This window comes from Alcaligenes sp. RM2, assembly GCF_052931795.1.
Genome location: NZ_JBRFIO010000002.1, coordinates 124,222 through 148,901 on the forward strand (window position 1 = coordinate 124,222; position 24,680 = coordinate 148,901).

General features: G+C 55.9%; 23 protein-coding genes, 1 pseudogene and 1 riboswitch. Of the genes and pseudogenes, 14 read left to right on the forward strand and 10 right to left on the reverse strand.

All coding sequences use genetic code 11. From position 1 onward, the window contains the following. Positions 1-68: 68 nt before the first annotated feature. Complete coding sequence (gene gshA / locus ACU6HM_RS07390) at positions 69-1,652, reverse strand: glutamate--cysteine ligase (RefSeq protein ID WP_369326131.1); 1,584 nt, start codon at positions 1,650-1,652, stop codon at positions 69-71. A 194-nt stretch (positions 1,653-1,846) separates the two neighbouring features. Here gshA and ACU6HM_RS07395 point away from each other — a divergent pair, with 194 nt between their 5' ends. Beyond that, positions 1,847-2,377: a hypothetical protein gene (locus tag ACU6HM_RS07395; protein WP_009462668.1), complete on the forward strand. Its 531-nt coding sequence runs from the start codon at positions 1,847-1,849 to the stop codon at positions 2,375-2,377. Here ACU6HM_RS07395 and ACU6HM_RS07400 read toward each other — a convergent pair. Continuing rightward, the gene (locus ACU6HM_RS07400; protein ID WP_009462666.1) at positions 2,307-2,582 is read right to left on the reverse strand and encodes a response regulator transcription factor; all 276 of its coding nucleotides are present in this window, start codon (positions 2,580-2,582) and stop codon (positions 2,307-2,309) included. The genes ACU6HM_RS07395 and ACU6HM_RS07400 overlap by 71 nt on opposite strands. 203 nt (positions 2,583-2,785) lie before the next feature. Beyond that, positions 2,786-2,864, forward strand: a riboswitch (SAM riboswitch). Here ACU6HM_RS07400 and metX point away from each other — a divergent pair. From metX to ACU6HM_RS07420, 4 genes are all read left to right on the forward strand, one after another. Further along, complete coding sequence (gene metX, locus ACU6HM_RS07405; protein ID WP_009462664.1) at positions 2,854-4,098, forward strand: homoserine O-succinyltransferase MetX; 1,245 nt, start codon at positions 2,854-2,856, stop codon at positions 4,096-4,098. It overlaps the preceding riboswitch by 11 nt. Next, the gene (gene metW / locus ACU6HM_RS07410; RefSeq protein ID WP_009462662.1) at positions 4,095-4,724 is read left to right on the forward strand and encodes a methionine biosynthesis protein MetW; all 630 of its coding nucleotides are present in this window, start codon (positions 4,095-4,097) and stop codon (positions 4,722-4,724) included. The genes metX and metW overlap by 4 nt, the downstream gene beginning before the upstream one ends. 17 nt (positions 4,725-4,741) lie before the next feature. Further along, positions 4,742-5,971, forward strand: coding sequence for a muropeptide transporter (locus tag ACU6HM_RS07415; RefSeq protein ID WP_080655531.1), 1,230 nt, complete (start codon positions 4,742-4,744; stop codon positions 5,969-5,971). A gap of 8 nt (positions 5,972-5,979) precedes the next feature. Beyond that, the gene (locus ACU6HM_RS07420) at positions 5,980-6,597 is read left to right on the forward strand and encodes a trimeric intracellular cation channel family protein (RefSeq protein WP_009462658.1); all 618 of its coding nucleotides are present in this window, start codon (positions 5,980-5,982) and stop codon (positions 6,595-6,597) included. Positions 6,598-6,617: 20 nt separating this feature from the next. On the opposite strand, the gene ACU6HM_RS07425 is transcribed toward ACU6HM_RS07420, so the two are convergent. From ACU6HM_RS07425 to ACU6HM_RS07440, 4 genes are all read right to left on the reverse strand, one after another. Beyond that, positions 6,618-7,352, reverse strand: coding sequence for an LrgB family protein (locus ACU6HM_RS07425; protein ID WP_021447054.1), 735 nt, complete (start codon positions 7,350-7,352; stop codon positions 6,618-6,620). Then, positions 7,352-7,702: a CidA/LrgA family protein gene (locus ACU6HM_RS07430; RefSeq protein WP_009462654.1), complete on the reverse strand. Its 351-nt coding sequence runs from the start codon at positions 7,700-7,702 to the stop codon at positions 7,352-7,354. The genes ACU6HM_RS07425 and ACU6HM_RS07430 overlap by 1 nt, the downstream gene beginning before the upstream one ends. Positions 7,703-7,846: 144 nt before the next feature. After that, complete coding sequence (locus tag ACU6HM_RS07435) at positions 7,847-8,344, reverse strand: RidA family protein (RefSeq protein ID WP_009462652.1); 498 nt, start codon at positions 8,342-8,344, stop codon at positions 7,847-7,849. A 92-nt stretch (positions 8,345-8,436) separates the two neighbouring features. Then, a complete protein-coding gene (locus ACU6HM_RS07440) occupies positions 8,437-8,814 on the reverse strand; it encodes a RidA family protein (protein WP_009462650.1) in 378 nt (125 codons plus the stop codon). A 117-nt stretch (positions 8,815-8,931) separates the two neighbouring features. On the opposite strand from ACU6HM_RS07440, the gene ACU6HM_RS07445 reads away from it, so the two are divergent. The 8 genes and pseudogenes from ACU6HM_RS07445 to ACU6HM_RS07480 all read left to right on the forward strand — a co-directional run bounded on the left by ACU6HM_RS07445 (position 8,932) and on the right by ACU6HM_RS07480 (position 20,752). Further along, a complete protein-coding gene (locus ACU6HM_RS07445; protein WP_009462648.1) occupies positions 8,932-9,807 on the forward strand; it encodes an ATP adenylyltransferase family protein in 876 nt (291 codons plus the stop codon). Between the two features lie 332 nt (positions 9,808-10,139). After that, on the forward strand, positions 10,140-10,919 hold the full coding sequence (locus ACU6HM_RS07450; protein WP_446763596.1) for a helix-turn-helix domain-containing protein: 780 nt from the start codon (positions 10,140-10,142) through the stop codon (positions 10,917-10,919). A 280-nt stretch (positions 10,920-11,199) separates the two neighbouring features. Beyond that, positions 11,200-11,319, forward strand: a pseudogene (locus tag ACU6HM_RS07455) (ESPR domain-containing protein); the annotation flags it as partial. 111 nt (positions 11,320-11,430) lie between these two features. Next, positions 11,431-16,848 carry a YadA-like family protein gene (locus tag ACU6HM_RS07460; protein WP_446763833.1) on the forward strand — a complete coding sequence of 1,806 codons (5,418 nt, stop codon included), beginning with the start codon at positions 11,431-11,433 and terminating at the stop codon, positions 16,846-16,848. 107 nt (positions 16,849-16,955) lie between these two features. Continuing rightward, a complete protein-coding gene (locus ACU6HM_RS07465; protein ID WP_152978318.1) occupies positions 16,956-17,525 on the forward strand; it encodes a SecDF P1 head subdomain-containing protein in 570 nt (189 codons plus the stop codon). Between the two features lie 42 nt (positions 17,526-17,567). Continuing rightward, the gene (locus ACU6HM_RS07470) at positions 17,568-18,365 is read left to right on the forward strand and encodes a winged helix-turn-helix domain-containing protein (protein ID WP_446763597.1); all 798 of its coding nucleotides are present in this window, start codon (positions 17,568-17,570) and stop codon (positions 18,363-18,365) included. A 527-nt stretch (positions 18,366-18,892) separates the two neighbouring features. Further along, on the forward strand, positions 18,893-20,596 hold the full coding sequence (locus ACU6HM_RS07475) for a sodium:solute symporter family protein (RefSeq protein WP_446763598.1): 1,704 nt from the start codon (positions 18,893-18,895) through the stop codon (positions 20,594-20,596). Between the two features lie 33 nt (positions 20,597-20,629). Further along, positions 20,630-20,752, forward strand: a complete 123-nt coding sequence (locus tag ACU6HM_RS07480; RefSeq protein WP_009462638.1) for a putative transporter small subunit — start codon at positions 20,630-20,632, stop codon at positions 20,750-20,752. A gap of 217 nt (positions 20,753-20,969) precedes the next feature. Here ACU6HM_RS07480 and ACU6HM_RS07485 read toward each other — a convergent pair whose 3' ends face one another. The 3 genes from ACU6HM_RS07485 to ACU6HM_RS07495 all read right to left on the reverse strand — a co-directional run bounded on the left by ACU6HM_RS07485 (position 20,970) and on the right by ACU6HM_RS07495 (position 23,126). Beyond that, complete coding sequence (locus ACU6HM_RS07485; protein ID WP_021447051.1) at positions 20,970-21,629, reverse strand: LysE family translocator; 660 nt, start codon at positions 21,627-21,629, stop codon at positions 20,970-20,972. A gap of 1 nt (position 21,630) precedes the next feature. Further along, a complete protein-coding gene (locus tag ACU6HM_RS07490; protein WP_009462634.1) occupies positions 21,631-22,365 on the reverse strand; it encodes a 2OG-Fe(II)-dependent halogenase WelO5 family protein in 735 nt (244 codons plus the stop codon). A 125-nt stretch (positions 22,366-22,490) separates the two neighbouring features. Continuing rightward, entirely contained in the window at positions 22,491-23,126 is a 636-nt protein-coding gene (locus ACU6HM_RS07495) for a threonine--tRNA ligase (RefSeq protein ID WP_250756636.1), read from the reverse strand. An 86-nt stretch (positions 23,127-23,212) separates the two neighbouring features. Here ACU6HM_RS07495 and ACU6HM_RS07500 point away from each other — a divergent pair, with 86 nt between their 5' ends. Further along, complete coding sequence (locus ACU6HM_RS07500) at positions 23,213-24,154, forward strand: LysR family transcriptional regulator (RefSeq protein WP_051359130.1); 942 nt, start codon at positions 23,213-23,215, stop codon at positions 24,152-24,154. On the opposite strand, the gene ACU6HM_RS07505 is transcribed toward ACU6HM_RS07500, so the two are convergent. Then, a complete protein-coding gene (locus ACU6HM_RS07505; RefSeq protein WP_026484105.1) occupies positions 24,151-24,675 on the reverse strand; it encodes a carboxymuconolactone decarboxylase family protein in 525 nt (174 codons plus the stop codon). The two genes, ACU6HM_RS07500 and ACU6HM_RS07505, sit on opposite strands and share 4 nt — an antisense overlap. Positions 24,676-24,680 lie beyond the last annotated feature (5 nt).

A 24,680-nucleotide genomic window follows, 5' to 3' on the forward strand; every position in this document is an offset into this window, starting at 1 on the left:
ATGAGCCTGCAGGTAACGGTCAAAAAAAAGCCGCCCTGGGGCGGCGGCTTGTTGTAATTGTGTGACGCTTAGCTGTTTTCCACTTCAGGCGGAATCAGATTGCGTTCGTAGCGATGGACGTAGTCCTCAAAGGACTCCTGATCCTGTGCTTCGATATCAATCTGGGCTTGCAGAGACTCTTTGGCCTGTTGCTCGAAAGCGGCTTGCTTGTCGGCAGGTAATGGATGGGCCAGCAAGGTCTGGTGATGCTCGCGGCTGCGTTGCAAGGCGTAGTCGTGAAAGCTCAAGCCGGTTTCGCGCAAACGGCTCAGCAGTTGAGCCGACGGTGTCAGCTCCGGGTTTTCCAGTTTGCGGATTTGGGCTTGCACAGCTTCTGTGTGACCTTGGGTATCCAGGGCCTGATCCAGCATTTGCGCGTAAGGCAGCAGCGATTCCAGAATTTCGTGGCCCCAGTCTTGCAGGCTGACGCTCTCTTTTTGCTGATTGGTCAGCATCAAGCCGGGGCGACGGCCTTCGCGCACGACGGTTGCAAAATTGTTCTTGCTGTCCTGACAGTAGCCGCCGTCCGGGAAGAAGGGGCTGTCTTGCACGGCACAGAACAGCAGGAACGTATCCAGGAAGCGGCAGGTTTGCTCGGAAATTCCAGTAGGCGATTCAGGGTCTATATCCAGACAGCGAACTTCGATGTATTCCACACCGCGCTGGGCCAGGGCTGTAGCCGGGCGCTCGCTGCGCTGGGTGGTGCGCTTGGGACGAATGCTGGAGTAGTACTCGTTTTCAATCTGCAGGATATGGGTGTTGAGTTGAATCCACTCGCCATCGCGGTGGGTACCCAGTTTTTCGTAATCCGGCCAAGGAGTTACGGCAGCGTGATACATGCGCATCACAAAGGTGTCCAGGTCGTTGTAGCAAAGCTGAAGCTCGGCCTGGGCTTCCTTGTTGTGATAGCCCAGATCGCTCATGCGCAAGCTGGTTGCCCAGGGCATGGTCAAGGTGTCCTCGTCGATCTTGTCCAGATTGTTGCGGCGACCTTGCAGGAAGTTCGCATCCAGCACGGGCGAGGCACCCAACAAGTACATCAGTAGCCAGGAATAGCGCGTGAAGTTGCGGATCAACGCCAAATACCCATTGGAGCGCTGATCTTGCAGATTGTCGCCACAGACATTCAACAAGGGCCAGATGCCATCAGGCAGGGAAAAGTTGTAATGCACGCCGGCAATACATTGCATGGGCTTGCCATAACGTTCGGCCAGGCCACGGCGGTATACATGCTTGAGCATGCCCGTGTTGGAGTTGCCGTACCAGGCAATGGCAATGTCTTTTTCGGCGGGCAGCAATGCGGGCATGGACTGGTTCCAGATAATCTCCTGGTCCAGCTTGCCGGCCACAAAGGTGTGGATGTCGGTCAGCTCCTGCAGCACGTCCTCGACCCGGGCTTGCGGCTCGGTAATCAGCTCCAGCAGGGCCTCGGCGTAGTCGGTCGTGATATGGCCGTTGGTCAGGGCCGACCCAATGGCTTGCGGGTGGGGGGTGTTTGCCAATTGGCCCAGCGCATCGACGCGCAGTCCTTCTTTTTCGATGCCGCGCAAGATTCCCGTCAAAATCTCGGGATTCTGTTGCAGGGCAAGGCGGCGTTCGTGGCTGGTGTTCATGGTGGTGTTTCCCACTTTCGAAATCGGGTGCAAGATACGGGACTGTTCAAGGGGGCCTGGCCCCGTCTATAAATAGTAGTCCGACCAGACTTGCTTTGTTAAGTTGCGCCAAAAGGCGTATCGGGCAGGGCGAGTATAAGACGGCTGTTTAGCCAGCCGATGAAAAGCATGAAACGGGATATGGGATTAGCACCATGATGATCAGGCGCATTACCGCGGTACTGGCGGCTTTCTTGATGTTGGCAGCCTGCAGCCCAGAGTTTAACTGGCGCAAGGTTCAGCTTGAACAAACGGGCCTGTCGGCCATGCTGCCCGGCAAGCCCACGACCAGTCACCGACTGTTGGATTTCGAGCAGCATCAACTGGATTTTTACCTGACCACCGCCACGGCGGGCGGGCAAAGCTACACCGTGGGCCATGTGATTTTGCCCAAGGAACTGCAGCAGGACCAGGCTGCTCGCCAACGCTTGTACGAGGCACTGCACGATTCCCTGCGCGAGAAATTCATACCCGATGGGCAAGTCAGCGAGAAAAACCAGATACAGTTGCCACCACCCGGACAGATTTTCTTCATGACGCGCGATGTGGGCGGTGTGGCCTTGCGCCTGGAAGCGATGATACGCATGGAGCCGGGCTGGCTGGTGCAGGGCTTTGTTATGACGGATTCCGGGAAGGCCCCGGACGCGGCTCAGGCAAAGGTTTTCTTTGACGGCTTAGCTCGCTAGCCGGGTCGCCGCTGATCAGGTGCTGCTGCAAGGCCAGGGTAATGGCAGCTTGGCGGCTATAGACTCCAAGCTTGGCGTAGGCGTTCTGGAAGTGGAAGTTGATCGTGCGTTCAGTAATGCCCAGGATGATGCTGATTTCCCAGCTGGTCTTGCCATGGGCAGCCCAGTTCAGGCAGGACTGCTCGCGTGAAGTTAAGTGCGTCACGGTAAAGCCATTCCTCATGCATTCGTGGTAGACGTCGGGCCAATGTACTCAAATTTAGCTTAGCTGGCAGACAAATGTGCATGAAAATAATGATGTAAATCAAAGCATTGTCTTTTCTATGACGTTACCGTTGCCCAGAGTTCTGAATCGATCCTGGCTGGTCGATTTGGACGCCGCGCCGCAGCGATGCTAGAATTTTGTCTTATACGTTTTGCGCCGATTTGCCTGATCCGCTTGCGGGCGCTCCATAAATCCAGCTAAAGAGGTCCTGATGGCCACTGATTCCGTCCCTAGCGCCGACACTGGCGCCCTTAGCCCATCCTGCGGTTTGATCCCCGAAGGTTCTGTGGGCCCTGTACATGCCGAACTGATCGCCTTTGACGAACCCCTGCATCTGCGCAGTGGGCAAGTGCTGCCCAGCTACGAGCTGGCAGTCGAAACCTACGGCACCCTGAACGAAGAACGCAACAATGCGGTGTTGGTGTGTCATGCACTCAATGCCTCGCATCACGTTGCCGGTTATTACGACGACGATCCTAAAAGCATTGGCTGGTGGGACAATATGGTCGGCCCCGGCAAAGCCGTTGATACGGATCGTTTTTTTGTCATCGGGGTCAACAATATCGGCTCCTGCTTTGGCTCTACCGGCCCGTCCAGCATCAATCCGGCCACTGGCAAACCCTGGGGCTCCGAGTTTCCCGTTTTGACGGTAGAAGACTGGGTGCGTGCCCAAGCCCGTCTGGCCGACTACTTTGGCATTCGCAAGTTTGCGGCCGTTATGGGTGGCTCCCTGGGTGGCATGCAGGCCCTGAGCTGGGCCATCAGCTGCCCGGAGCGCGTGGAAAACTGCGTGGTCATTGCCAGTACCCCGCGCCTGTCGGCCCAGAACATCGCTTTTAACGAAGTGGCCCGCAGCGCCATTTTGTCCGACCCGCAGTTTCACGGTGGTAATTATTACGAGCACGGTGTGGTGCCCAAGGCTGGCCTGGGTGTTGCTCGCATGGTGGGCCACATCACCTACCTGTCCGACACCGTCATGGCCGAGAAGTTTGGCCGCAACCAGCGTGCCCCAGCCCAGGGCGGCGAGTATCACTACAACTACGGCGTGGAATTCGAGGTCGAGTCCTATCTGCGTTATCAAGGCGAAAAGTTCTCGCGTTACTTTGACGCCAATACCTATCTGATCATCACCCGTGCGCTGGATTACTTTGATCCGTCGCGCCAGCACCAGGGGGACCTGGTCAAGGCGCTTGAAAAGGTGCAGGCCAAATTCCTGCTGGTGTCTTTCACCACGGATTGGCGTTTCTCGCCCGAGCGCTCGCGCGAAATCGTGCAGGCTTTGTTGCGCAACCAGCGCGAGGTCACTTATGCCGAAATTGATGCTCCGCACGGACACGATGCTTTCCTGCTTGAGGACCCTCGTTATCATGCCGTTGTGCAGGGATACTATGACCAGATTGCCGCTAATTTGGGCTTGCCTGCGCGCACCCGTACTACAGGGGTGTTGGCCGAATGACTAAGCCGCAAACTCAGGTGGATGCCGCCATGTTAAGACCGGACTTGCTGCGCATTGCGCAGTGGATTGAGCCAGGTTCGCGTGTGCTGGATCTGGGCTGTAACGATGGCACCTTGTTGGCGCATCTGCGTGACACGCGCCAGGTTGTCGGAACGGGGGTGGAGCTGAACGACCAGTTTGTGATTGCCTCGGTACGCCGTGGCGTCAATGTCATTCAGCAGGACTTGGAAAAAGGCCTGGCGCTGTTCAGCGACCAGCAGTTCGATACCGTTGTCCTGTCCAAGACACTGCAATCCATGCACCATACCGAGCACATCCTGCGCGAGATGGCGCGGGTGGCGCGGTATGGTATCGTCTCGTTTCCTAACTTCGGTTATTGGCCGCATGGCTGGAGCATTTTGCGCGGGCGCATGCCAGTCACGGGCGAAATGCCTTACCAGTGGTACAACACGCCCAACATCCATTTGTGCACCATGAAAGACTTTCAGGATCTGGCCCAGGCGGTGGGCGTACGTATTCTTGATCGTGCTGCCTTCAATGGTCGCGACACGGTGCGTTTTTTGCCGGGCTGGCGCAGTACCTTGGCCATGTATCGTTTCGAGTCTCCCCATTTTCTTGCTGCTTAGCGCTAATAAGGCCTGACGTGTCACGTGTCTATACCAGTCCCCGAGTCTTGCCTTTGCTGATTCTGGGGTTCGCCAGCGGCCTGCCTCTGGCCCTGGTTTCAGGCACCTTGCAGGCCTGGGCAACAGTTGAAAATGTTTCACTGACCGAGATTGGTTTTCTGACCCTGGTCGGCTCGGCCTACACGCTGAAGTTTCTCTGGGCTCCCCTGATTGATCGCTACGCGCCGCCGTTCATGGGGCGCAGGCGCGGCTGGATTCTTGTCACTCAACTGCTGCTGGCCGCCTCCATTGCGGCCATGGGCCTGTTTTCTCCCTCGGTGAATTTGACCGCACTGGCCTTGCTGGCCGTGTGGGTGGCCTTCTTGTCGGCCACGCAGGACATAGCCTTCGATGCTTATTGCACGGACGTGCTGCAAGCACATGAGCGAGCGGCGGGGGCGGCGGTCAAGGTCATGGGCTATCGCATTGCCATGATTGTGTCTGGCGGTCTGGCCCTGATTCTGGCGGACCGCTGGCTGGGCTGGTCCAACACGTATTTTCTGATGGGTGCCTTCATGGCGCTGTGCGCGCTGGTGACCCTGATTTCACCCGACCCGCAGGAACAAAGCCGTCCGCCGCGCAGTTTGTCAGAAGCTGTGATCGCGCCTTTGGCCGATTTTTTTTCGCGTCCAGGTGCCTGGAGCGTTCTGGCGCTGATTGTGCTCTACAAGCTGGGTGATGCTTTTGCAGGCGCCTTGTCCACCACTTTTCTGATTCGTGCAGCCGGCTTTACCTTGTCCGAGGTCGGCACCATCAACAAGGTGTTTGGCTTGGCTGCTACCGTGGTCGGAGCCTTGATGGGGGGGGCGATCATGGCCCGCCTGGGGCTATACCGGGCCTTGATGATTTTTGGTATCTTGCAGGCCGTCTCCAACCTGGGCTATTGGCTGATCGCGATTGAAACCGCGCCATCCATGTGGCTGATGGGGATTGTGGTCGGTCTGGAAAACCTGTGTGGTGGCCTGGGCACAGCGGCTTTTGTCGCTTTGCTGATGGCTTTGTGTAATCGGACCTATTCCGCCACTCAATTTGCGCTGCTGTCGGCCCTGTCGGCAGTGGGGCGTACCTATCTGGCCGGGCCTCTTACGCCTGTGCTGGTCGAATCCCTGGGTTGGCCAGGTTTTTTTATTTGTACCGTCTTTATTGCTGTGCCTGGCTTGCTGATGCTGCGTTGTTATCGGGGTCTTATTCAACAGCTTGATGCGTAAAAAATATCATGCTCTTACTTGTTCTCTACATTATCGCCATCACCGCAGAGGCCATGACCGCAGCGCTGGCCGCGGGCCGTCGTGACATGGATTGGGTGGGGGTCTGTACCATCGCCTGTGTCACCGCTCTGGGCGGTGGCTCGGTGCGGGACGTGCTTTTGGGGCATTACCCGCTGACCTGGGTGCAGCATCCTGAGTACCTCTGGATCACGGCAGGCGCGGCCATCCTTACAGCTTTGATCGCTCCGATCATGCGGCGTTTGCACAGCCTGTTCCTGCTGCTCGATGCCATGGGACTGGTGGTCTTTACCGTGATTGGCTGTCAGATCGCACTGGAAATGAAGCTGCCCATTACGGTGGTGCTGCTAAGCGGCATGATTACCGGCTGTGCCGGTGGCGTCTTGCGCGACATCTTGTGTAATGACATCCCCTTGCTGCTACGCAAGGAGATGTATGCCAGCGTTTCCATGCTGACAGGTGCTTTGTATTTGGGTGCCCAGCACCTGGACTGGCACCCGTATGTGACCCTGCTGGGCCCCATGATCATCGGCTTGAGTTTTCGTATGCTGGCTTTGCACCGCAATTGGCAGATGCCCCGCTTCGTCTATCGAGACGAGTGGCGCTAGAGCCAGCCTGTCTTGCCGGGTCAGGCCACGCCTAACCAGCGCAGGACTATAGGAACAAAAGGAACCAGCACGGCAGTCATGATCCCGTTCAGGCTCAGGCCAATGGCGGAAAATGCCCCAATCGTTTCGTGAACCTGCAAGGCACGTGCCGTACCAATGGCATGTGCCGTTACACCCACCGCAAAGCCCCGAGCCTCGGGGCGATCAATACGCAGCAAGTTCAACAGCGGGCGCGCCATGATCGTGCCCGCAATCCCGGTAATGGCAACCGCCACAGCAGCCAAGGAAGGCTGACCGTCAAATTGTTCTGCCAAGGCCATGGCAATCGGCATGGTGGCCGAGCGTGGGGCAACCGACATGATGGTTTCAATTGATCCGCCCAAAGCCCAGGCAATCAGGACCGTGCTGAAAATAGCGGTAACCGAACCAATGATCAGGGCAATGGTCAGCGGCTTCCAGATCTTGCGCAGCTGACGCAGTTGACTGTAGAGCGGTACAGCCAGGGCGACGGTTGCCGGTCCAATCAGGAAGTGAATGAACTTGGCCCCTTCAAAGTAAACGGGGTAAGGCGTGCGGGTCAGCAAGAGCAGGGCCACAATCACAACGACCGAGACCAGAATCGGCAACAAAAAGGGGCTACTGCCGGACTGGCGGTACATCCAGACCGAGCCTGCGTAGACCGAGCAGGTCAAGGTCAGCCACAGCAGGGGCGAGCTGGATAAAAAGACCCAGATTTGAAAAAGTCCGTCCGTCATTATTCTTCTTCCTGACGATTCTTAAGCAGACGATTGAGCACCAGGGCTGTGACCACCATGGTGATGACGGTGCCGCCCAGGGTGGCGATCAAAAAGGGCTGCCATTCCTCGGCTACCCGATCAAAATACAACATCACGCCAGTGACAGCGGGGATGAACAGCAGCATCAAGTTCTGCAACATGACACTGGCCGTGCTCTCCAAAGAGCTGGGCACGCCGCCTCGAATCAGCAAGGCGGCAGTCAGAAGCAGCATGCCGGCCAAAGGGCCTGGCAATGGCAAGGACAAGGTCTGCACCAGGATCTCGCCTAATAGCTGAAAGGCGAAAAGGGCAGTAATCGCGTAGATCATGAGAGTTTCCGTAAAGGCACGAAAACGCCAGGCGGCAAGCCTGGCGTAGGTAAGGGGTCTGGCTAAGGGGTTAGTGTGCCATACAAGATAGCCAGGCTGTAAGCGTGCTGCTTATATCGAATTGCCTATAGTAAGTGGCCTGCATCAATGCTTGGCGGGGCTGTTTTGCGCACCCACCCAGGCCTGAACCTCGATTTCCACATCCACACCACCCGCCAGTTTGGCTTGTACCAGAGAGCGGGCCGGGAAGTTGCTGCCCAGGCGTTCTTTATAGATTTTGTTGAATTGCTCGTACAAGGCAATATCAGATAAATAGACCGTGGCTTTGATGACATGGCTGAAGTCGGCACCTGCCAGCTTCAGGGTCTCTTCAATCCGGTCCAGCGTGGCATTGGTTTGATCTTCAATGCTGCCGCGTATGATTTCGCCTTTTTCATTCAGCGGGATTTGTCCCGACAGGAATAGAAAGTCCCCGGCCTGCACGGCGCGGGAAAAAGGCATGTCCGAGTCGCCCAGATAGCGTTTGATCGCAGTCGGTTCTGCGGTTTTGCCCGTGTTGGCGGCATAGGCGAGGTTGCTGGCGCCAAGACCTAAGGCAGAACAAGCCAGCAAAATGTGACGGGCCGAAGCAAAAAAACGCATCAGGATTCTCCTTGGACTAGGGGAATTCAGTGTGCCATAGCCAGGGCCAGGCAGCGTTAATTTGTGTGACGGCCCGTCGGCCTTAAGGCTGCTTAGGCGCGATCGCCCAGCCAGGCCTGCACTTCGATTTCTACGTCTACGTTTTTGGCCAGCTTGGCTTCAACCAGCGAGCGGGTAGGCAGGGTGTCGCCAAAGCGCTCGGCGTAGACTTTGTTGAAGTCGGCAAACAAGGCCATGTCGGATAACCAGACAGTGGCTTTGACTACATCGGCCAGGGTGGCGTCAGCCAGAGCCAGGCCTTCGATCAGGCGATCAAAGACGGCGTGGGTCTGGTCCTGGATGGAACCGCGCACCACTTCACCTTGGGCGTCGTAAGGAATCTGGCCGGACAAGAACAGAAAGCCGCCAGCCATGGTGGCACGCGAGAAGGGTAGTGGCAGTGGGCTGGCAATACGGCGGATACCGGACATGGAATACTCCTGATAGGGATGGTGGAAAATTCGGACTAGGCAGCAATGCGCGTTTATTCGCGTCTCTTGCCTACAATAAGGCGTCACTATACAACTTCAAATGAGGAGCGAGACGACGTGAGCAAGGAAATTTTGCAACGCCTGGACCAACTGAGCCAGGCCGCGCTGGCCAGCGGTGATTTGTTGCCCGTGCAAGCTCAGGAAGAGCTGCTGCACGATCAGGGACTGACATTTTTTGTGCGTTGGGTATCCACTCTGGCGGCCAAGGATGCCGCCAGCGTCTCGATTCCAGGTGGACCACGTGACCCCAACTTCAATCCCTTTTTGCCACCTGCTCCGGCACTGACAGTGGATGACGCCAGTAGTACGCACAATATCGTGCTGAACAAGTTTGCCGTCTGTGATCTGCATCTGGTGCTGGCCGACAAGGTGTTTTCCGAACAGCTCAGCCCGTTGCGCGAGATTGATTTCCGAATTCTGGCGGATTTCCTGGCCGTGCAAGGCGGTCTGGGCTTTTATAACGGCGGTGGCCCGGCTGGGGCCAGTCAGCGTCATAAACATACACAATGGATTCCGCAGGCGGCTAGCAACGGCTCGCTGGCCCTGTATCTGGACAAGCTCCCTGCCCAGGCTGCGGCAGGCAGTGCGCATCAACATCCCGCGCTGGCTTTTGAACACTGTTTTGTGCGGTTGCAGGATGCGCAGGAGCCGGATGTCTTGACAGCCAGTCTTTTGAGTTCGTACCGAAATGCCTGCAATGAGTTGGGATTGGAAACGGCAGAAGATGGCTTGCTGCCGCCACATAATATGTTGGCAGGCCAGGGGTGGATGCTGGTGGTGCCTCGCAGCGTGGAGTTAGTTGACGGTATTTCGGTCAATGCACTGTCGTATGCAGGCTGCATTTATGTGCGTACCCCCGAGCAAATAGATCTGGTCCGCCAAATTGGCCCACTGGGTGTGCTGGCTCGTGCAGGCTATGCTCGCCGCGCCTGATTCTTGGGTTTGACCCAGCTGGACACGATGAACCCCGCTACAGCGGGGTTTTTATTTGGATTTTCCGTAGCTTTATGAATCTATATTTACTCTTTAGAAACAAAAATAAAATATGGATGTTTAATGCAGGTTTAATTTCTATTCGTTGCGGTTTGCTAAGCAATTAATGGGTGTTTAAAGAAAGAAATTGAAATAGTGTAACTTTTGTTTTTGGAAATTAAGTAAATAGGGGGTTTAAGAAAAATAGCTCATTTATAAGCAAGTCTTCTTGATTATTAGAATTTGTTCTAATTTGGAGTAATACGGCCTGTCTGATCTTGGGTGGATAGCTTATGCACGTCTCGTCTGAAGCTCATATTCTATTTATTGCTCCGGAACCGGCCGGTGTTGCAGACTTGCTGGTTTTATTACGCACTAATTTTGGTCGAATCAGTTTTGCGCTGGATGCGCAACAAGGTCTGGCTCGATGCCAGTCTCTGCGGCCTGATTTCATCTTGAGTGAATATCATCTACCTCGCTTGCGCGGGGATTCTTTCATGCGTCTGTTGCGCGCCAACCCGCATACGGCGGCTATCCCTGTCGTATTTTTGTCGGCCTTGTCGTGTGCTGACAGCCAGTTGATGGCGTTGCGCAGTGGTGCTCGTGACTTCATCGACTATCGAACGAATGTGCAATTGGTACTGGAACGGATTCGTTTGCATCTGAGTTTGAAGGAGATGCCTCAAGCGGGTGGTGCTCATGATTCCCCTTCTAGCCTGGAGGCTTGTCATGGGCTGCAGGTGCGCCATCATTTGGTGCAGGCTGTGCAGCAGTACGTGCTTCACAATCTGTCTGAGCCCCTGAGCACAGAGAGTCTGGCCGACTTGTTCGGGACGACGGGTAGACGCCTGAATGAGCTTTTCAAGACAAGCTGCGGCTTGACTGTGCATGATTACGTGCGTTCCAGCCGGATGAGATATGCCATGCATTTGCTCAGGGGCACGGATATAGCTGTCACGAACGTGGCGGTTGAGGCCGGTTATGTGAACCCTGCCAATTTTGCTACTGCCTTCAGGCAGTACAGCGGCTTGTCACCCTCAGTCTACAGGCAGCAGAACAGAACTAATATTTAGAGCTAAATTTAAATTGATGATTCAATGAACGCTCATGTTTTGCAATAATTCAAACGGCTAACGTAAAAATTCAAAAGTAATTATTAAAAGTTGGTAAGAGAATAAAAAATATCCGAATAGGTGTAAGGGTTCGGTAAGACTTTTCTGAGTAATAAATTTCAATTTATCGCCATAACGAGGTGAGGGGCTGTGCTGTGCCTTGAAACTTTGTTACGCCAGCGCGAGGAATGAGCTCAGGGGGGGGCAGACATGACTAATTACTTTTGTAAGCGAACAGATCATGAACAGAATCTATAAGTCGGTTTGGAACGAGCGGACAGCAACCTTTGTGGCTGTTGCGGAAAATACCAAAACCTGCGGTAAGCGCAGCAGCGCAGGGTGCAGTGCATCGCCAGCTTTTGCAGGCTTGCGGCCGGTCCTGCAGTTGCGCTCAGTTGTTCTGTCTTTACTGCTCCTGGGTGGACTTTCCTCTCCTGTTACCGCCCAGATAACAGACGGTTGGGAGCTTAGCGTGGATGGGGCCACTCCCTTCCATGTTATTCCGGGTGGGGCGTTCGTCCTGAGTTCGGGCAGTAATATGGTCTTGACCCAGACAGGTCAGGCCGTCTCTGTTGCATTGAGCTCTGACCTTAATGTGGACTCTGTCACGGCCACTGGCGCAATCAAAGGGGCGAGTGGGGAATTCACTGGGCAGTTAAGCGCGGGCTCAGCCGTCTTGCAAGGCGGATTACAGGCAAGCTCTGCGGCTATTACCAATACTGTGACGGCTGGTAATGTGAACACCGGTGGTTTGACAGTTGCAGGCAACAGTAGCTTGCACGGGGTGAATGTAAATAACAACAAAATCACTGGCTTGGCGGATGCGACAGTCAGCGCTGCCAGCACGGAGGCAGTGTCTGGCAAGGTTTTGTATGGTGCGTTGAACTCGGGCGATGGAATGAAATATTTCCATAGTAAGTCAACCAAGGCCGATTCAGTGGCCAGTGCAGCGGATGCGCTGGCTATCGGTCCGCAGGCTTTAGCCTCCGGTGAGGCAGCTCTGGCGGCGGGGCTGCAGTCCCAGGCTGCGGGCAAGGAATCGGTTTCCCTGGGTGCTCGTGCTGGAGTCGACAACACGGTTGTCAATGGGGTGATGATTGGCAGTGATGCCGGGATACAGAGCAAAGGCAATGGCTTGGTTGCTTTGGGTAACAAGGCGGGCCAGCGGCTGGAAGGTAACAATAATGTAGCAATTGGTAATGCGGCGGCCAGCTTGGTCGATCCTCTGGAAGTCGACAACACGGTTGCGGTTGGTAATCAAGCCCAGGCCAAGGCAACTGGAGCTATTGCGGTGGGCAATAGCGCGAATGTAGGTTTGTTGGCGACCAATGCAATTGCATTGGGGCACAACTCCACCGTTGCGCAGGATGCTGCCGGGGCAACGGCGGTGGGTTCAGGAGCAAGGGTTTGGGGCGTCGCTGGTACCGCAATGGGCACTGGTGCAAGTAGTTCCGGGACAGGATCCACAGCGATTGGTAACGTGGCCGAGGCATCCGGTAGTGCTGCTTTTGCCGGGGGGAGTGGCTCCAAGGCATTCGGTAGTAATTCGGTGGCAGTAGGCGCAGGGGCGATGAGCAACACCACTTCAGGTGTGTCTATTGGAGAAGGCGCCGGCTCGAATGCGGGTACACCGGTGATTGGCAACCGCTTCGGTCAGGTGGCTGTAGGGGGGCTGGCAGGGCAGGGAGTATATGGTGGTTATAACGTCGCTCTTGGCTACAAATCAGGTAGTGATATCACGGGCGACGATACGGTTTCTATTGGACGGGAGGCGGGCAACAAGCTTACTGGCGACCGTACGGTCAGCATTGGCTACGGTGCCAATAATCTGCCCGGTCAAACGGGTTCAGGCAGCCCGGTTGCCCCACCCGTGAAAGCGGCACATGCAGTCTCCATTGGTGAGCGGTCTCGTTCAGGTGCAGATGGCTCTATTGCATTGGGTTCCATGGCTACCGTCGTTGATTACGATATTGGCGGCATTGCGATTGGTAATCAGGCATTGGTTTATGCGGGTACTTCAACCAATGCGGCTGCAGGTGGAATTGCGTTGGGCGATCAGGCTCATGTCACGCATGCCAATAGCGTTGCAATTGGTGCCAATTCGAGGTCCGTCCAGACAGTGGGAGCGGGTTACGGTTCCGCATCTGGGGCATTGTTACCTTCATCCAGTGTGTCAATTGGCACGGTAGGAGGGGAGCGTCGCTTAAGCAATTTGGCTGCTGGCCGTTTGGATACGGATGCAGTCAATGTCAGTCAGCTCAAGCTGCTCCATGGAGATTTAACGGCCATTGTGGGTGGCAACTTGAAATGGGACGCAAACGGGCAGATGACTGGCCCGGCATTTATTATTAAAGACGAAAACGGGAATGATCATACCTATACCTCTATCGGGTCCGCATTTGAGGCCATGCGCACGGGGGTAGCAGGAGCGATTTCGGGACTGTCTGCTGTCACCTACTCCAATGCCGATCGCAGCTTGATTGATCTTGACAGTTCGACAGGAGCACCTGTGCGAATTTCCAATTTGGCCGCAGGGATAGCTGCAGGTGATGCTGTCAACAAAGGACAGTTGGAAGAACTGGAGTCAACGCTGATTGCGAGCCGCCAGCGCTATGTCAGTGTTAACTCCTCCAATAACCCCAATGAAAATAATAACGGTGCCACTGGTGCTGATGCGATAGCCATTGGGGCTGTGGCTCGTGGTTCCGGAACAGGGGCAACGGCGATTGGCTTGAATTCATCAGCGGGTGGGTTGACGCAGGCAAATCTGACCACCGCTATTGGTTCACATACCGAGGCCTCGGGCTTGGGGGCTACCGCCTTGGGCACCTCTGCCACGGCAGCGTCCGAGAGCTCCATTGCCCTTGGTCAGGAGTCGCGGGTATCGGATACGTCGAATTACGCGGTGGCCATTGGCTACAAAGCAGAGGTGATGGGTGATGCGCTGGCGCATGCCAAAGGAGCTGTGGCAATCGGGGAGCAGGCTCGAGTTACCCAGGAAGGGGGGATTGCTTTTGGACGCAATGCCTACGATCAAGCGATAGATGGCATCTCGATTGGTACCAGTTCCAGTGTTGCTCGGGGAGCATCGCAGAGCGTGGCGCTGGGCAGTGGCTCCTCGGCCTCGGGCAGCCAGTCCGTGGCGCTGGGCCATCAGGCTTTTGTGGCGGGCAGTGGCTCCCTGGCCTTGGGCCAAGGCAGCAAGACCCGTGCCAGCAATGCTGTGGGGGCCGGTTCGGATGTCGAGGCTGATGGTCGCCGTTCCATTGCTGTGGGTGACAAGGCCAAAGCCGGCTGGATTGAAGAAAAAACAGGTCCCAATGGCTTGATCGAATACATCCTGCACGGTGAAGGGGCGATGAGCGTGGGCGCAGGCTCCAACGCCAAGGAAGATGGTGGCTTGGCCCTGGGCTTCAAGGCCATTTCCGAAGGCCTGGATGCCTCGGCTCTGGGGACTAATGCCCAGGCTTTGGCGGCCGGGTCCCAGGTCTGGGGTAAGGATACGCGCGCTTCTGCCGAGAAGTCGCTGGCGATGGGGCAGGGCGCGATTGCCAATGAGACGGCAATTCAGGGTATGGCTCTGGGTGCGGGTGCAACCGTGTCGGCAGCCGGTGCAGTGGCGCTGGGGGCGGGGGCCACAACGAATGCGGCTTACACGTCCTCGACTGCGCGTTATACAGGCACGGTTACCCAGGAAGCCAGGCAGGGTGTGGTATCGATCGGTAATGGTTCAGAAAAACGCCGTATCACCAATCTGGCCGGTGGTCAGGATCTGACTGATGCGGTCAACGTTGCTCAGTTGATCAAGCTGGACCAGGATCTGACGGCCCTGGGGACCAACTACAGCGGCAATAACTTCAGTAGCGGCAACAGCAATACGACGATTCACAAGAATCTGGGGCAACGCCTGGAGATTCTGGGTGGGGCGACGACTGCGGGTAATTACAGCGGTGCCAATCTGCGCACCCAGGTCCTGAATGGTCAGTTGCAGGTACAGATTGCCGAGATCCCGTTCTTCAAGGGTGCTGATATGGGCAGCCAGAAGATCACCAATGTGGCCAAGGGAACCACAGGTACCGACGCGGTGAATCTGAGCCAGTTGACGGACGCCGAAGGTGGCTTGACGGCCAAGGGCATGGAGTTTGCTGCACAAAGCGGTACAGCCGTACATCGTGATCTGGGCCAGACACTGACCATCAAGGGCAGCAATGCCAATCTGAGTACCTCCACAGTGGGGGACGATACAGTGCAAGTGGCTCTGAATGATGATCTGACACTGACCAGCGTCACCACAGGTGATACCGAGATGACGACCGCGGGAGTGAAGGTCAAGGGTGCCACGGGCAAACCTGATGTCATTCTGGGCAATACCGGCTTGACGATCGGGCAAGTCAATCTGACCAATGCCGGTCTGACCGCCTTCAATGTGGTGATCAATGACCAGGGCATCCATGCTGGTAATCAGAAGATTACCGGCGTGGCCAAAGGCGTGGCGCCTACTGATGCGGTGAACGTCAGTCAGTTGGAAGGCCGTGATGATGGTTTGACCGCCAAGGGCATGAACTTTGCGGGCAGCACCGGCACGGCAGTGCATCGTGATCTGGGAGAGACGCTGAAGATTGTGGGCAGCAATAGCAATCTGAGCACCAGTGGCGACGGCGGCGATACCTTGAGCATTGCCTTGAATGACGATCTGGACCTCAAGAGTGTGACCGTGAAAGGCACGGGTGGCGCTCCTGATGTAGTCATGAATAATCTGGGCTTTGCTATCGGGACGAACATTGCCTTGAGCACTGCCGGACTGCGCGCTGGCAACGTGATGGTGTCGGCAACGGACAATGACATTACCGGCTTGAGCAACCGTACCCTGACGGGGGCCAACTTTGGCAAGAGCGGTCGTGCCGCCACTGAAGAGCAACTGGATCTGGTGCGGGGCGAAACCCAGAATCTGGGGGATCGTGCTGTCAAGTACGACCTGAATCCGGACCAGTCAGTGAACTATGGCAAGGTCACCATGGCCGGAGCCGAGTCTACTGATGGCGGTCGTACGGGTGGCACGGGCATCACTAATGTGGCGCGTGGTGATATCTCCGCGAACAGTACCGATGCGGTCAATGGCAGCCAGATTCACGATATGGGTGAAAGCATCGCCAGCGGCATGGGTGGGGGTTCGAAGTTCGAGAACGGCAAGCTGGTTACGGAGCTGAACGTAGGCGATAAAACCTACAACAACGTGAACGATGCTTTGGGTGGCTTGAATACCAAGGTAGAGAACGTGACCGAGCTGGCCAGTGCGGGCTGGAACATCCAGACCAATGGCGATACGGCCAGCAATGTCGCCCCCAAGTCCACGGTGCAGTTCCTTAATGGCGACAACATCGAAATCTCGCGCTCCGGTACGGATGTGACAGTAGCCCTGGCGCAGGACATCAAGGTGAACAGTGTGGTGGCCAAGTCCGTCACTACCAATGAAGTGAAGATTGTCGATGGCCCAACCATGAATCAGCAGGGTATCGACATGCACGACAAGACCATCAGCAATCTGGCCGATGGTCAGGCACCGCAAGATGCCGTCAACGTGCGTCAGTTGAGCCAGGCGACCTCCAATATCACCAATCAGTTCAACCATCTGGACCGTCGTATCGACAAGGTGGAGAACCGGGCGAGTGCTGGCGTGGCAGCCGCCATGGCAATGGCCGGTTTGCCGCAAGCCTATGTTCCCGGCAAGAGCATGTTCTCCGTTTCTGGCGGTGTATGGCGTGGTGAAAGTGGCTACGCCATGGGTTTGTCCACGGTGACAGACAGCGGCAGTTGGGTCCTGAAGGGCAACGTTGCGGGATCCTCCCGTGGTGATTACGGTGGCTCGGTGGGTGTGGGGTATCAATGGTAAAGGGGTGAGGGATAAGGGTCGCGTGCCTGGGCACGCGGCCCTTTTTTCTGGGCTATGCCCGGTGTCTTGAACGGGGCCGCAGCGGCGGGTCAAAGCGGAGAGTGAATATGGCGACAACGCATAGTCAAACAGGGCAAGCAGTACTGGGCACGGCGATAGGCATGATGCTGTTTTTACTGGCCGGGTGCCAGACCACAGCAGCAGGAGGCGGGGCTGATTTGAGCCCGCCTGCACTGGCAAGCAACTATGAGCGGGAAGGGGCAGATGGAACACGCAGTTTTTTGGCCTCTCAGACACAGCGCTCGGTGCAGGTTCCTCAAGTAGATTTCTACGTGGGAATGCGCCAAGCCTCCCCCGGTCTGGTGCAAGTGCAGGGACCGCAAGGCCCTCTGTGGTTGTATCCGCAAGTTGTTGTGCAACGCAGCGATTTGACGCGTGTGGCGTCCTTGCGGACCGAACAGGGACAGCATCTTGTTCGATTCCAACTGAATTCTTTGGGCGCGCGTAAGTTGGCCGAGATCAGCTCTGGTAATGTGGGAGCCTTGCTGGTTTTGGTCATGGAAGATCAGGTGGCACAAGTCGCCCGAATTGGCGAGCCCTTGAAGCAGGGGGCTATTTATCTATCCATGCCTGACGACGCAGCAGCACAGCGTTTGTTAAGGCAGGTCCAAGGGTAAAAAAACATAAAGTGCCTGATAGGGCCAGCAAGGGTGAGGACTATGACGGTAGAACAGATTTTTCTGTTGTATGACGACAAGGCTGGTTTGCAGCAGATCGCTTTGGAGTCGGAGCAGTGGGGGGGCAGGATCCAGACGGTAGAGACGATGGAGCAGTGTCTGTCTCAGGCACATGCTTGCGGGGCGGAGACGGTGTTTGCTTTGGTGTGTCAGGCAGACAACGTTTTTTTACACATCAATCGTTTGCGTATGGATTTTCCTGCTGCCGGCGTCATCGTTGTGCGGCGCGACAAAATGGCCGGCCTGGAACGTGGACATTTGTTGCTTGCCGGGGCGGACGCCTGCTTCGATCAGGAGGCTTTGCCGGTGGAGGTGGTCGCTTGCGTGCAGGCCTTGCGCCGGCGTGGTTATGCCCTGCAGCGAAGCTTGCGTGATTCTCCTGCAGAGCCGGTCAATGCAGGCAATATCGCTTATAGATCCGAGCAGGAGCCAGATTCCCAGCTTTGGGATTTGATGGAGAATGGCTGGACCATGATCACGCCCAGAGGGCACTCGGTCATGTTGACTCGCGGCGAGCGACGTATTGTCCAGGTTCTCTTTGCTGTCAGCCCCCAAACCGTAGAGCGCGATCGTCTTTTTCCGCTGGAGGACGGGCGGGAGGCAACTGCCCGTTCTGTGGACGTTTTGATCAGTCGCTTGAAACGTAAATTAACCGCCATGGGAGAGGAGCTGCCCATTCGTTCGGTGCGCGGGGAAGGCTACGCCTTTGTGGGTAAAGTGCCCGTAGCATGTCAGGAGCTGGCACGCGTGAGCTTTAATAATGATGAGGTCTATGAATGACTCGGAAAGGGCTTGATAGCCCGTTCTCGATGCTGAAACAGCATGATATAGACCCTTAAATTTTAAATATGTATAATTGGTCGCTCTGGTTCATTGAATCAGCTTCTCGAGCAGGCCGTTCAGGTGCGACAAAATTGCATAAAAAAATGACGGCCCGTTCTTCAACAGGTTGTTGCACAACAACCCGGCTTTAGCCCGAAACACCTTGCCCGGCCCTTGGGTCGCGGAACAACCAGCCGACTGTCTCACACGACATCGGCCTGCAACAGAGCGGCTTGTCTCTGGCCATGTTTATTTGCTGTAAGGCCCGCAGACTCGCCGCAATGTGAGGCACTTTGCGCTGTGTCTTGCTTTTTTCTCGCTTTGGCTTGTGCCAAGGGCGGGGGCGTGTGCGCGCGCGTTCGGTTCAAGTGTTTCGGTTCTGGTCCTGGGATGGGTGTCGCCCAGCGCGTTAATGCGGAATCGGCATGCATGCGAGTGAGCCAGGTGGTGCAAGTGGCTCTCGCGCAGAAGAGAAAAGGAAAGACATGCAAGAGGCGGAGTTTTTTACGCTTTCAACCACGACGGCCATATTGTTATTGGTCGGCTTTTATGGCGCGACGTTCCTGATGTCGCTCATGATTGGTCAAAAGAAAGAAAACGTGGACGGATACATGGTATCCAACAGTGCGGTGGGGTTTGGCCTGTCGGCGGCCAGCATGATTGCCACCTGGGTATGGGCGGCGTCGTTTTATGCAAGCGCGACCTCGGGCTTCAAGTACGGGCTATCCGGCCCTCTGCATTACGGGCTATGGGGAGCCTTGATGATCTTGTTCATCTACCCCTTCGGGCGACGTTTTCGCCAGTTGGCCCCGCAGGCGCACACCCTGGCCGAGGTGCTGCATGCACGGCACGGCTCGTCCAGCCAGATGATTATGGCGATTTCCAACGTGGTAGGCAGTGGGATCAGCCTGATGGTGAACTTCACCGCGGCAGGTGCGTTGGTCTCGATCCTTAGCCCTCTGACATTTATTCAAGGTGTGCTGATTGCGGGTCTGGGCGTCTTGTCCTATACCCTGTGGTCGGGGTTCCGCGCCTCGGTGATGACGGACTTTGCCCAGCTGGTTGCCATGATTTTGTCGGCCGTGGTCATTATCCCGCTGATCTTCTTTAACGCCGGTGGCCCGGAGATGGTGCAGGCCAACTGGTGGCGTCTGGATTCCGAGCAAGCCAACTTTTATTCCACCAAGGCAATTCTGGAGCAGGGGGCGCCGTACTTTGTAGCGGTGCTGGCGTACGCGATTGGTAACCAAACCATTGCCCAGCGCCTGTTCGCCGTACGCGAGGACCTGATCAAACCCACTTTCCTGACGGCCACCATTGGCTATGGTGCCGTGGTGATTGGTCTGGGCATGTTGGGTTTGCTGGCTCTGTTCACCGGCTTGCAGCCTGTGGATGGAAACATGAACAACATCATCCCGCAGATGGCGTCCACCTACTTGCCGCCATTTGGCATTGCCTTGTTCTTCATCCTGGTGGTGGGCTCCTTGTCCTCTACGGCGGACTCGGACCTGGCTGCATTGTCGGCTATCGTGATGACCGACATCTACGCCAAGAACATTGCTCGTGGTCGTCCAAAACCTGCCCGCATGTTGTGGTGGGGCCGTATCACCATGGTGGTTGCCACGATGGTGGGGGTGATCTTCGCCAGCCTGAAGCTGGATATTCTGGTCATGCTGGTGTTTGTGGGTGCCTTGTGGGGCGCGATTGTGTTCCCGGTCATTGTCAGCTTTTACTGGGATCGTGTTACCAACAAAGCCTTTAGCTGGTCGGTTTTGTGTGCCGTCGTGCTGTTTACGATCGTGCGTTTTGAGTTGATTCCTATCGAAGGTGCGGTCGCCGTGTTCTACGAGATTACCGCTTCGATTGGTGGCGGTGTGGTTGCCGGTCTGATGGCTTTTGCCTTCTTCCGCAGCCGTATTGCGATTGCGGTGGGGGTGATTGCCACTGCGATTCTTTTGCCCAACTTCATTGGCTTCTTGCGTGAGTACATTGTTTTGCTGGGTTCCCTGACCGCCTATGGCGTTAGCGCTGTGGTGTGTGTGGCCATCAGCTTGCGTAGTCAGGAACATTTTGATTTCTCTGTGCTTGCCGAGCGTGTGCAGTCGTTTCACTACGATGACACACCTGCACCGAGCAAGCAGAAAGTTCGGGAGTCGAAACAAGGTGAGCCGGCCTCGGCTCGTGCTTGAGAGTATGAGACAAGACGTTAAAAGGAGAACACTATGCTTATGACGATTTACTTTCTGGTCTGGCCGGTCATGTCGGCCATCATTCTGGTTCTGCTGGTCGGTAACCTGGTACGTGACTGGCGCAACGCCCGCAAGACGGGTGAGTCCATGGTCTAAGGAGTAAAAATCCCCGCCCTGTTTTCAGGGCGGGGATTTTTTTATGATGCGCAGAGCCCAAGCCAAGACCAAAGCGCCGCATAGGTGCCAGACGGTGCTCAGGCCAAGATGGTGAGTACAGGCATGAAGTCAAACCTGTGTGCTGTTTAGCGTCTGATGGTTCTGCTGCGCAGACCTTATCACTCGTAGCCTTGGGCTCCATGGCTTGTTGGCGGGCTTAAAGCAGGATGCGCTGACCGGCATGGATCAGCAGGCGCAGCGAAAACCCCAGCAGTAGAACCCCTGTCACGCGCTCAAACCAGGTCCCCATACGCAGGAATCGCTGACGTACGCGAGGATTGGTAAAGATCAGGCTGACCACAATAAACCAGCCCGCATTAACCAGGCACATCCAGACGCCGTAGAGCATCTGGGTCGTCAAAGGCGTGCTGGCGCTGACCACGGTAGTAAACACGGCCAGAAAGAACAGCGTAGCCTTAGGGTTGGTGGCATTGGTCATGAAGCCCAGCGTCAAGGACTGGCGCACGCTGACAGCAGCGGGTTTGCCATTGTCGGACTCGGCCAGGCTCACTTCCATCGGTGTGCTGGCCTGGCGCAGGAATCCCCAGCCTATATAGAGAAGGTAGGCACCTCCCAATACCTCGGCCACACTCATCAGCCAGGGGGTGGAGTGCAGCAGGGCTCCCACGCCCATCAAGGTATAGATCACATGGACGGAGATTCCGGCGCCAATACCAATGGCAGTGGCAATACCGGCCTGGCGGCCTAGCCGCACACTTTGGCGGATGGTGACAGCAAAATCTGGTCCAGGGGCAATAACGGCCAAAAAATGAATCAAAGCCAGAGTAGCGAACTCTGGCCAATAGGTTTGCAACACGTTAACTCCAGAAGGTCAGCGGCATGGCCGGACCGCGATATCCCACAAAGCAAGACAGGCTCAGGCGCAAATCGCCCTTGCCGGGGGTGACGGCATGCATTTTGCGAGAATTGAAAATAATCAGATCGCCCGGACCGGGGCGTATCTGTACTTCGGGGGTGCCCAACAAATCAGGATGGATGCCATAGCTGTCGCCACGCATTTCATCAAATTCATCCGGGCTCAGTTCGGTTTGCCAGATTTGCAGTTCACCTCCTTGTTCGGGCATTTTCAAATAGACATTGGCGGCCAACTGGCCTTGTAGACTGATGGCCTGGTAATTACCGGGGGCGTCCTTGGCCAAAATGTCGTGATGCGCCAGAAAGCGCACATCGGGTTGCACCACGCGTGACAAACCCACATACATTTTCTTTCCGTACAAGGTCTCCAGTGTGGCTCCGGCAGGCCAGACTTCATCCAGCGTGCAACGCAGCACGTCAATCGGGGACAGGTAGGGGGCGCAGCGGCGGCGCAGTTCGTCGATATTGTCAAAAACCCCCTCGAAATAGGAGGCCATGCGTTCGGGCTGGTTTTCGGCTTCGTAAAAAGCCATGCCAATGCGGCCAATGCTCGGAGCGTTCACATAGCGATCAAAGCCTTTGTCTATGATTTGCTCGCCCAGCTTTTGTGAGGTGGGCGCATCAATGAAGCCGGAGAGGCGGATAGCCAGGAGTTCGCCATTTAGCAGGGACTGCATATGCTCAGTCCGCAATCGTTCGGTCTCTAAATACATATCTCACTTCCCTTGGGGGTTCTAAAAGAATTGTTTTTCTTTTCCGATAATAGCCAAAGCTAATACACTGCCATGGTTTTTGTTATTTATTAATTCATCATTTCATAATGAATGCTCAATTCATCTTTTTTGTTTTTTATACGGATTATTTTCAGTCCATTTAATTCGGATGTGTTTTCAACATGTGTGCCGCCGCAGGGGTAGCACCCCAGGCTACCAATCGCAACCTCGCGGAGCCCTTCCTGAAAACTGATGGAAATTGGCTGAGCCAATTGAATCTGTTCAGCACAACGATTGGACAAATCATCCAGAAAGGGGGGCAGAGCATCCTTGGGGTTGCGAAAGACCACCCGTGACTCGCCCCGCCAGTGATGCGCCTTTACGGCCTGCCAGCCTATGCGTTCAACCAGATGGCCGATAAGGTGGCCGGCCGTATGCAGGCGGGCGTGCTCCAGTCGGTGAGCGCGATCAATATGCAGTTCTACGGGCCCCAGGGGCAGGCGCACATGCAGGTAGTGCAGCACGTGGCCGTCGCGGTTTTGAGCCACATGCAGGACCTCGTGCCCATTTATCGTGCCTTTGTCGCAAGGCTGACCTCCGCCTTGGGGATGAAATAAGGTTTTATCCAGCCTGACAGCATAACGCTCATTTTCGGAGTGATAACACTCCAGGATTTCCGCTATGCAGGTAAGACTATTGCTAGTCAAATATAATTTATCTTGCATTTTATTACCTGTAGGTTGGTTTTAAGGCATTGTAGGCATAGTGAGCAGTCCTGATAATTGCAATTCATTGAAATAATTTATTCCCTATGAGCACAAGTAATCTCACTTCCCTGATGAGCGATATGGTGGTTTTTGTCAAAGTGGTGGAGACCGGCAGCTTTTCCGAAGCCTCTCGCCACCTGGGCTATACCCCGTCGGCAGTCAGCCGCTCCATTGCGCGTCTGGAGAAAGGTTTGGGAACGCGGGTATTGCAGCGCACGACGCGTAAATTACGGCTAAGCGACAGTGGCCAGGCGATTTACGAGCATGCCCGTGACATGCTGTCCTGCGCCCAGGCCGCGATGGAGATCTCAGGGCAGTTCCAGACCGAGCCGGAGGGGCAGATACGCTTGAGTGTTCCCAAAGCCGTGGGGCATTTTCTGATTCATCCGCATATGCCTGATTTCCTGGCGGCGCACCCCAAAGTGAATGTGCTGATGAATCTGGATGATCGCTATGCAGACCTGATCGACGATCAGCTGGATCTGGCGATACGCATCACGGATCAGCCGCCGCCCGGTTTGATGGGGCGTCATCTGACGGATATTCGGCATGGCTTGTACGCCAGTCCGGATTATCTGGCCGAACACAGCCTGCCCGTTCATCCCCAGCAGTTGCGCGAACATAGCTGCATCTACCTGGGCGAGGCACCCAGCGATTCACGTTGGCGTTTCAATAAAGGCGGGCGGGTACTGAATGTGTCGGTTAGCGGGCGCTATGCGGCGAACCATACGGGTGTGCGTCTGGATGCGGTAGAGCGTGGTTTGGGGATAGGCAGTTTGCCCTGCTTTGTGGCCAGGGAGCCGGAGCTGGAAGGGCGTATTGTGCGCGTGCTGGCCGATTGGGAGTTCCGCACGCAGTATTGTGGTGCCTTGTGGGCCTTGTATCCGCCCACCCGCCATTTGCCTCCCAAATTGCGTTTGTTTGTGGAGTTTCTGGCGGGGCGCCTGGGAGGTGGCCGGACGGAGGCGCTCAAGGTGCCGTTTTAACGCGAGTCGTCGGAATGAATGTGCAAGGCTTCAAGGAAGCGCGACACCATATTGTAGGTAGCGATGGTGGCGGTCAGCTCAACCGTCAGTTTTTCATCAAAATACTGGCGTACGTCCTGAAAAACAGCGGGCTCCACTTGCACATTCAGAGTCATGGCATCGGTGTAAGCCAGCACAGCACGCTGAATGGGCGTGAAGGCATCGGAGTCTTGCCAGTCGGGCAGGGCATCCAGTTGGGCTTGACTCAGCCCCTCTGCCAGCGCGATAGGGGCATGTTGATCGGCCTCGTAAGGGGCACGGTTCAATAGGGCTACGCGCATGATGACCAGTTCGCGCAGATCGCCTGGCAGGCTGCTGTTGTGGCGTATGCCGGTCAGGTGATTCAGCCAGCCTTTGGCAATGGGTGGGCTGTGCAGCAGCATCTGGTACAGGTGCAAGACGCTGCCGCGCTCTGCAATGATCTGCTCTACCAGTGGGGCGGCGTCGGGGGCTTTCAGGTCAGCATAGGGTAGGCGGGCCATGGTTC

Bases quoted from the DNA above. Each gene is read 5' to 3' on its own strand.
- gshA (WP_369326131.1), bottom strand. From the start codon at position 1,652: ATGAACACCAGCCACGAACGCCGCCTTGCCCTGCAACAGAATCCCGAG.
- ACU6HM_RS07395 (WP_009462668.1), top strand. From the start codon at position 1,847: ATGATGATCAGGCGCATTACCGCGGTACTGGCGGCTTTCTTGATGTTG.
- metX (WP_009462664.1), top strand. From the start codon at position 2,854: ATGGCCACTGATTCCGTCCCTAGCGCCGACACTGGCGCCCTTAGCCCA.
- metW (WP_009462662.1), top strand. From the start codon at position 4,095: ATGACTAAGCCGCAAACTCAGGTGGATGCCGCCATGTTAAGACCGGAC.
- ACU6HM_RS07420 (WP_009462658.1), top strand. From the start codon at position 5,980: ATGCTCTTACTTGTTCTCTACATTATCGCCATCACCGCAGAGGCCATG.
- ACU6HM_RS07425 (WP_021447054.1), bottom strand. From the start codon at position 7,352: ATGACGGACGGACTTTTTCAAATCTGGGTCTTTTTATCCAGCTCGCCC.
- ACU6HM_RS07430 (WP_009462654.1), bottom strand. From the start codon at position 7,702: ATGATCTACGCGATTACTGCCCTTTTCGCCTTTCAGCTATTAGGCGAG.
- ACU6HM_RS07435 (WP_009462652.1), bottom strand. From the start codon at position 8,344: ATGCGTTTTTTTGCTTCGGCCCGTCACATTTTGCTGGCTTGTTCTGCC.
- ACU6HM_RS07440 (WP_009462650.1), bottom strand. From the start codon at position 8,814: ATGTCCGGTATCCGCCGTATTGCCAGCCCACTGCCACTACCCTTCTCG.
- ACU6HM_RS07450 (WP_446763596.1), top strand. From the start codon at position 10,140: ATGCACGTCTCGTCTGAAGCTCATATTCTATTTATTGCTCCGGAACCG.
- ACU6HM_RS07465 (WP_152978318.1), top strand. From the start codon at position 16,956: ATGGCGACAACGCATAGTCAAACAGGGCAAGCAGTACTGGGCACGGCG.
- ACU6HM_RS07470 (WP_446763597.1), top strand. From the start codon at position 17,568: ATGACGGTAGAACAGATTTTTCTGTTGTATGACGACAAGGCTGGTTTG.
- ACU6HM_RS07475 (WP_446763598.1), top strand. From the start codon at position 18,893: ATGCAAGAGGCGGAGTTTTTTACGCTTTCAACCACGACGGCCATATTG.
- ACU6HM_RS07480 (WP_009462638.1), top strand. From the start codon at position 20,630: ATGCTTATGACGATTTACTTTCTGGTCTGGCCGGTCATGTCGGCCATC.
- ACU6HM_RS07490 (WP_009462634.1), bottom strand. From the start codon at position 22,365: ATGCAGTCCCTGCTAAATGGCGAACTCCTGGCTATCCGCCTCTCCGGC.
- ACU6HM_RS07495 (WP_250756636.1), bottom strand. From the start codon at position 23,126: ATGCAAGATAAATTATATTTGACTAGCAATAGTCTTACCTGCATAGCG.
- ACU6HM_RS07500 (WP_051359130.1), top strand. From the start codon at position 23,213: ATGAGCACAAGTAATCTCACTTCCCTGATGAGCGATATGGTGGTTTTT.
- ACU6HM_RS07505 (WP_026484105.1), bottom strand. From the start codon at position 24,675: ATGGCCCGCCTACCCTATGCTGACCTGAAAGCCCCCGACGCCGCCCCA.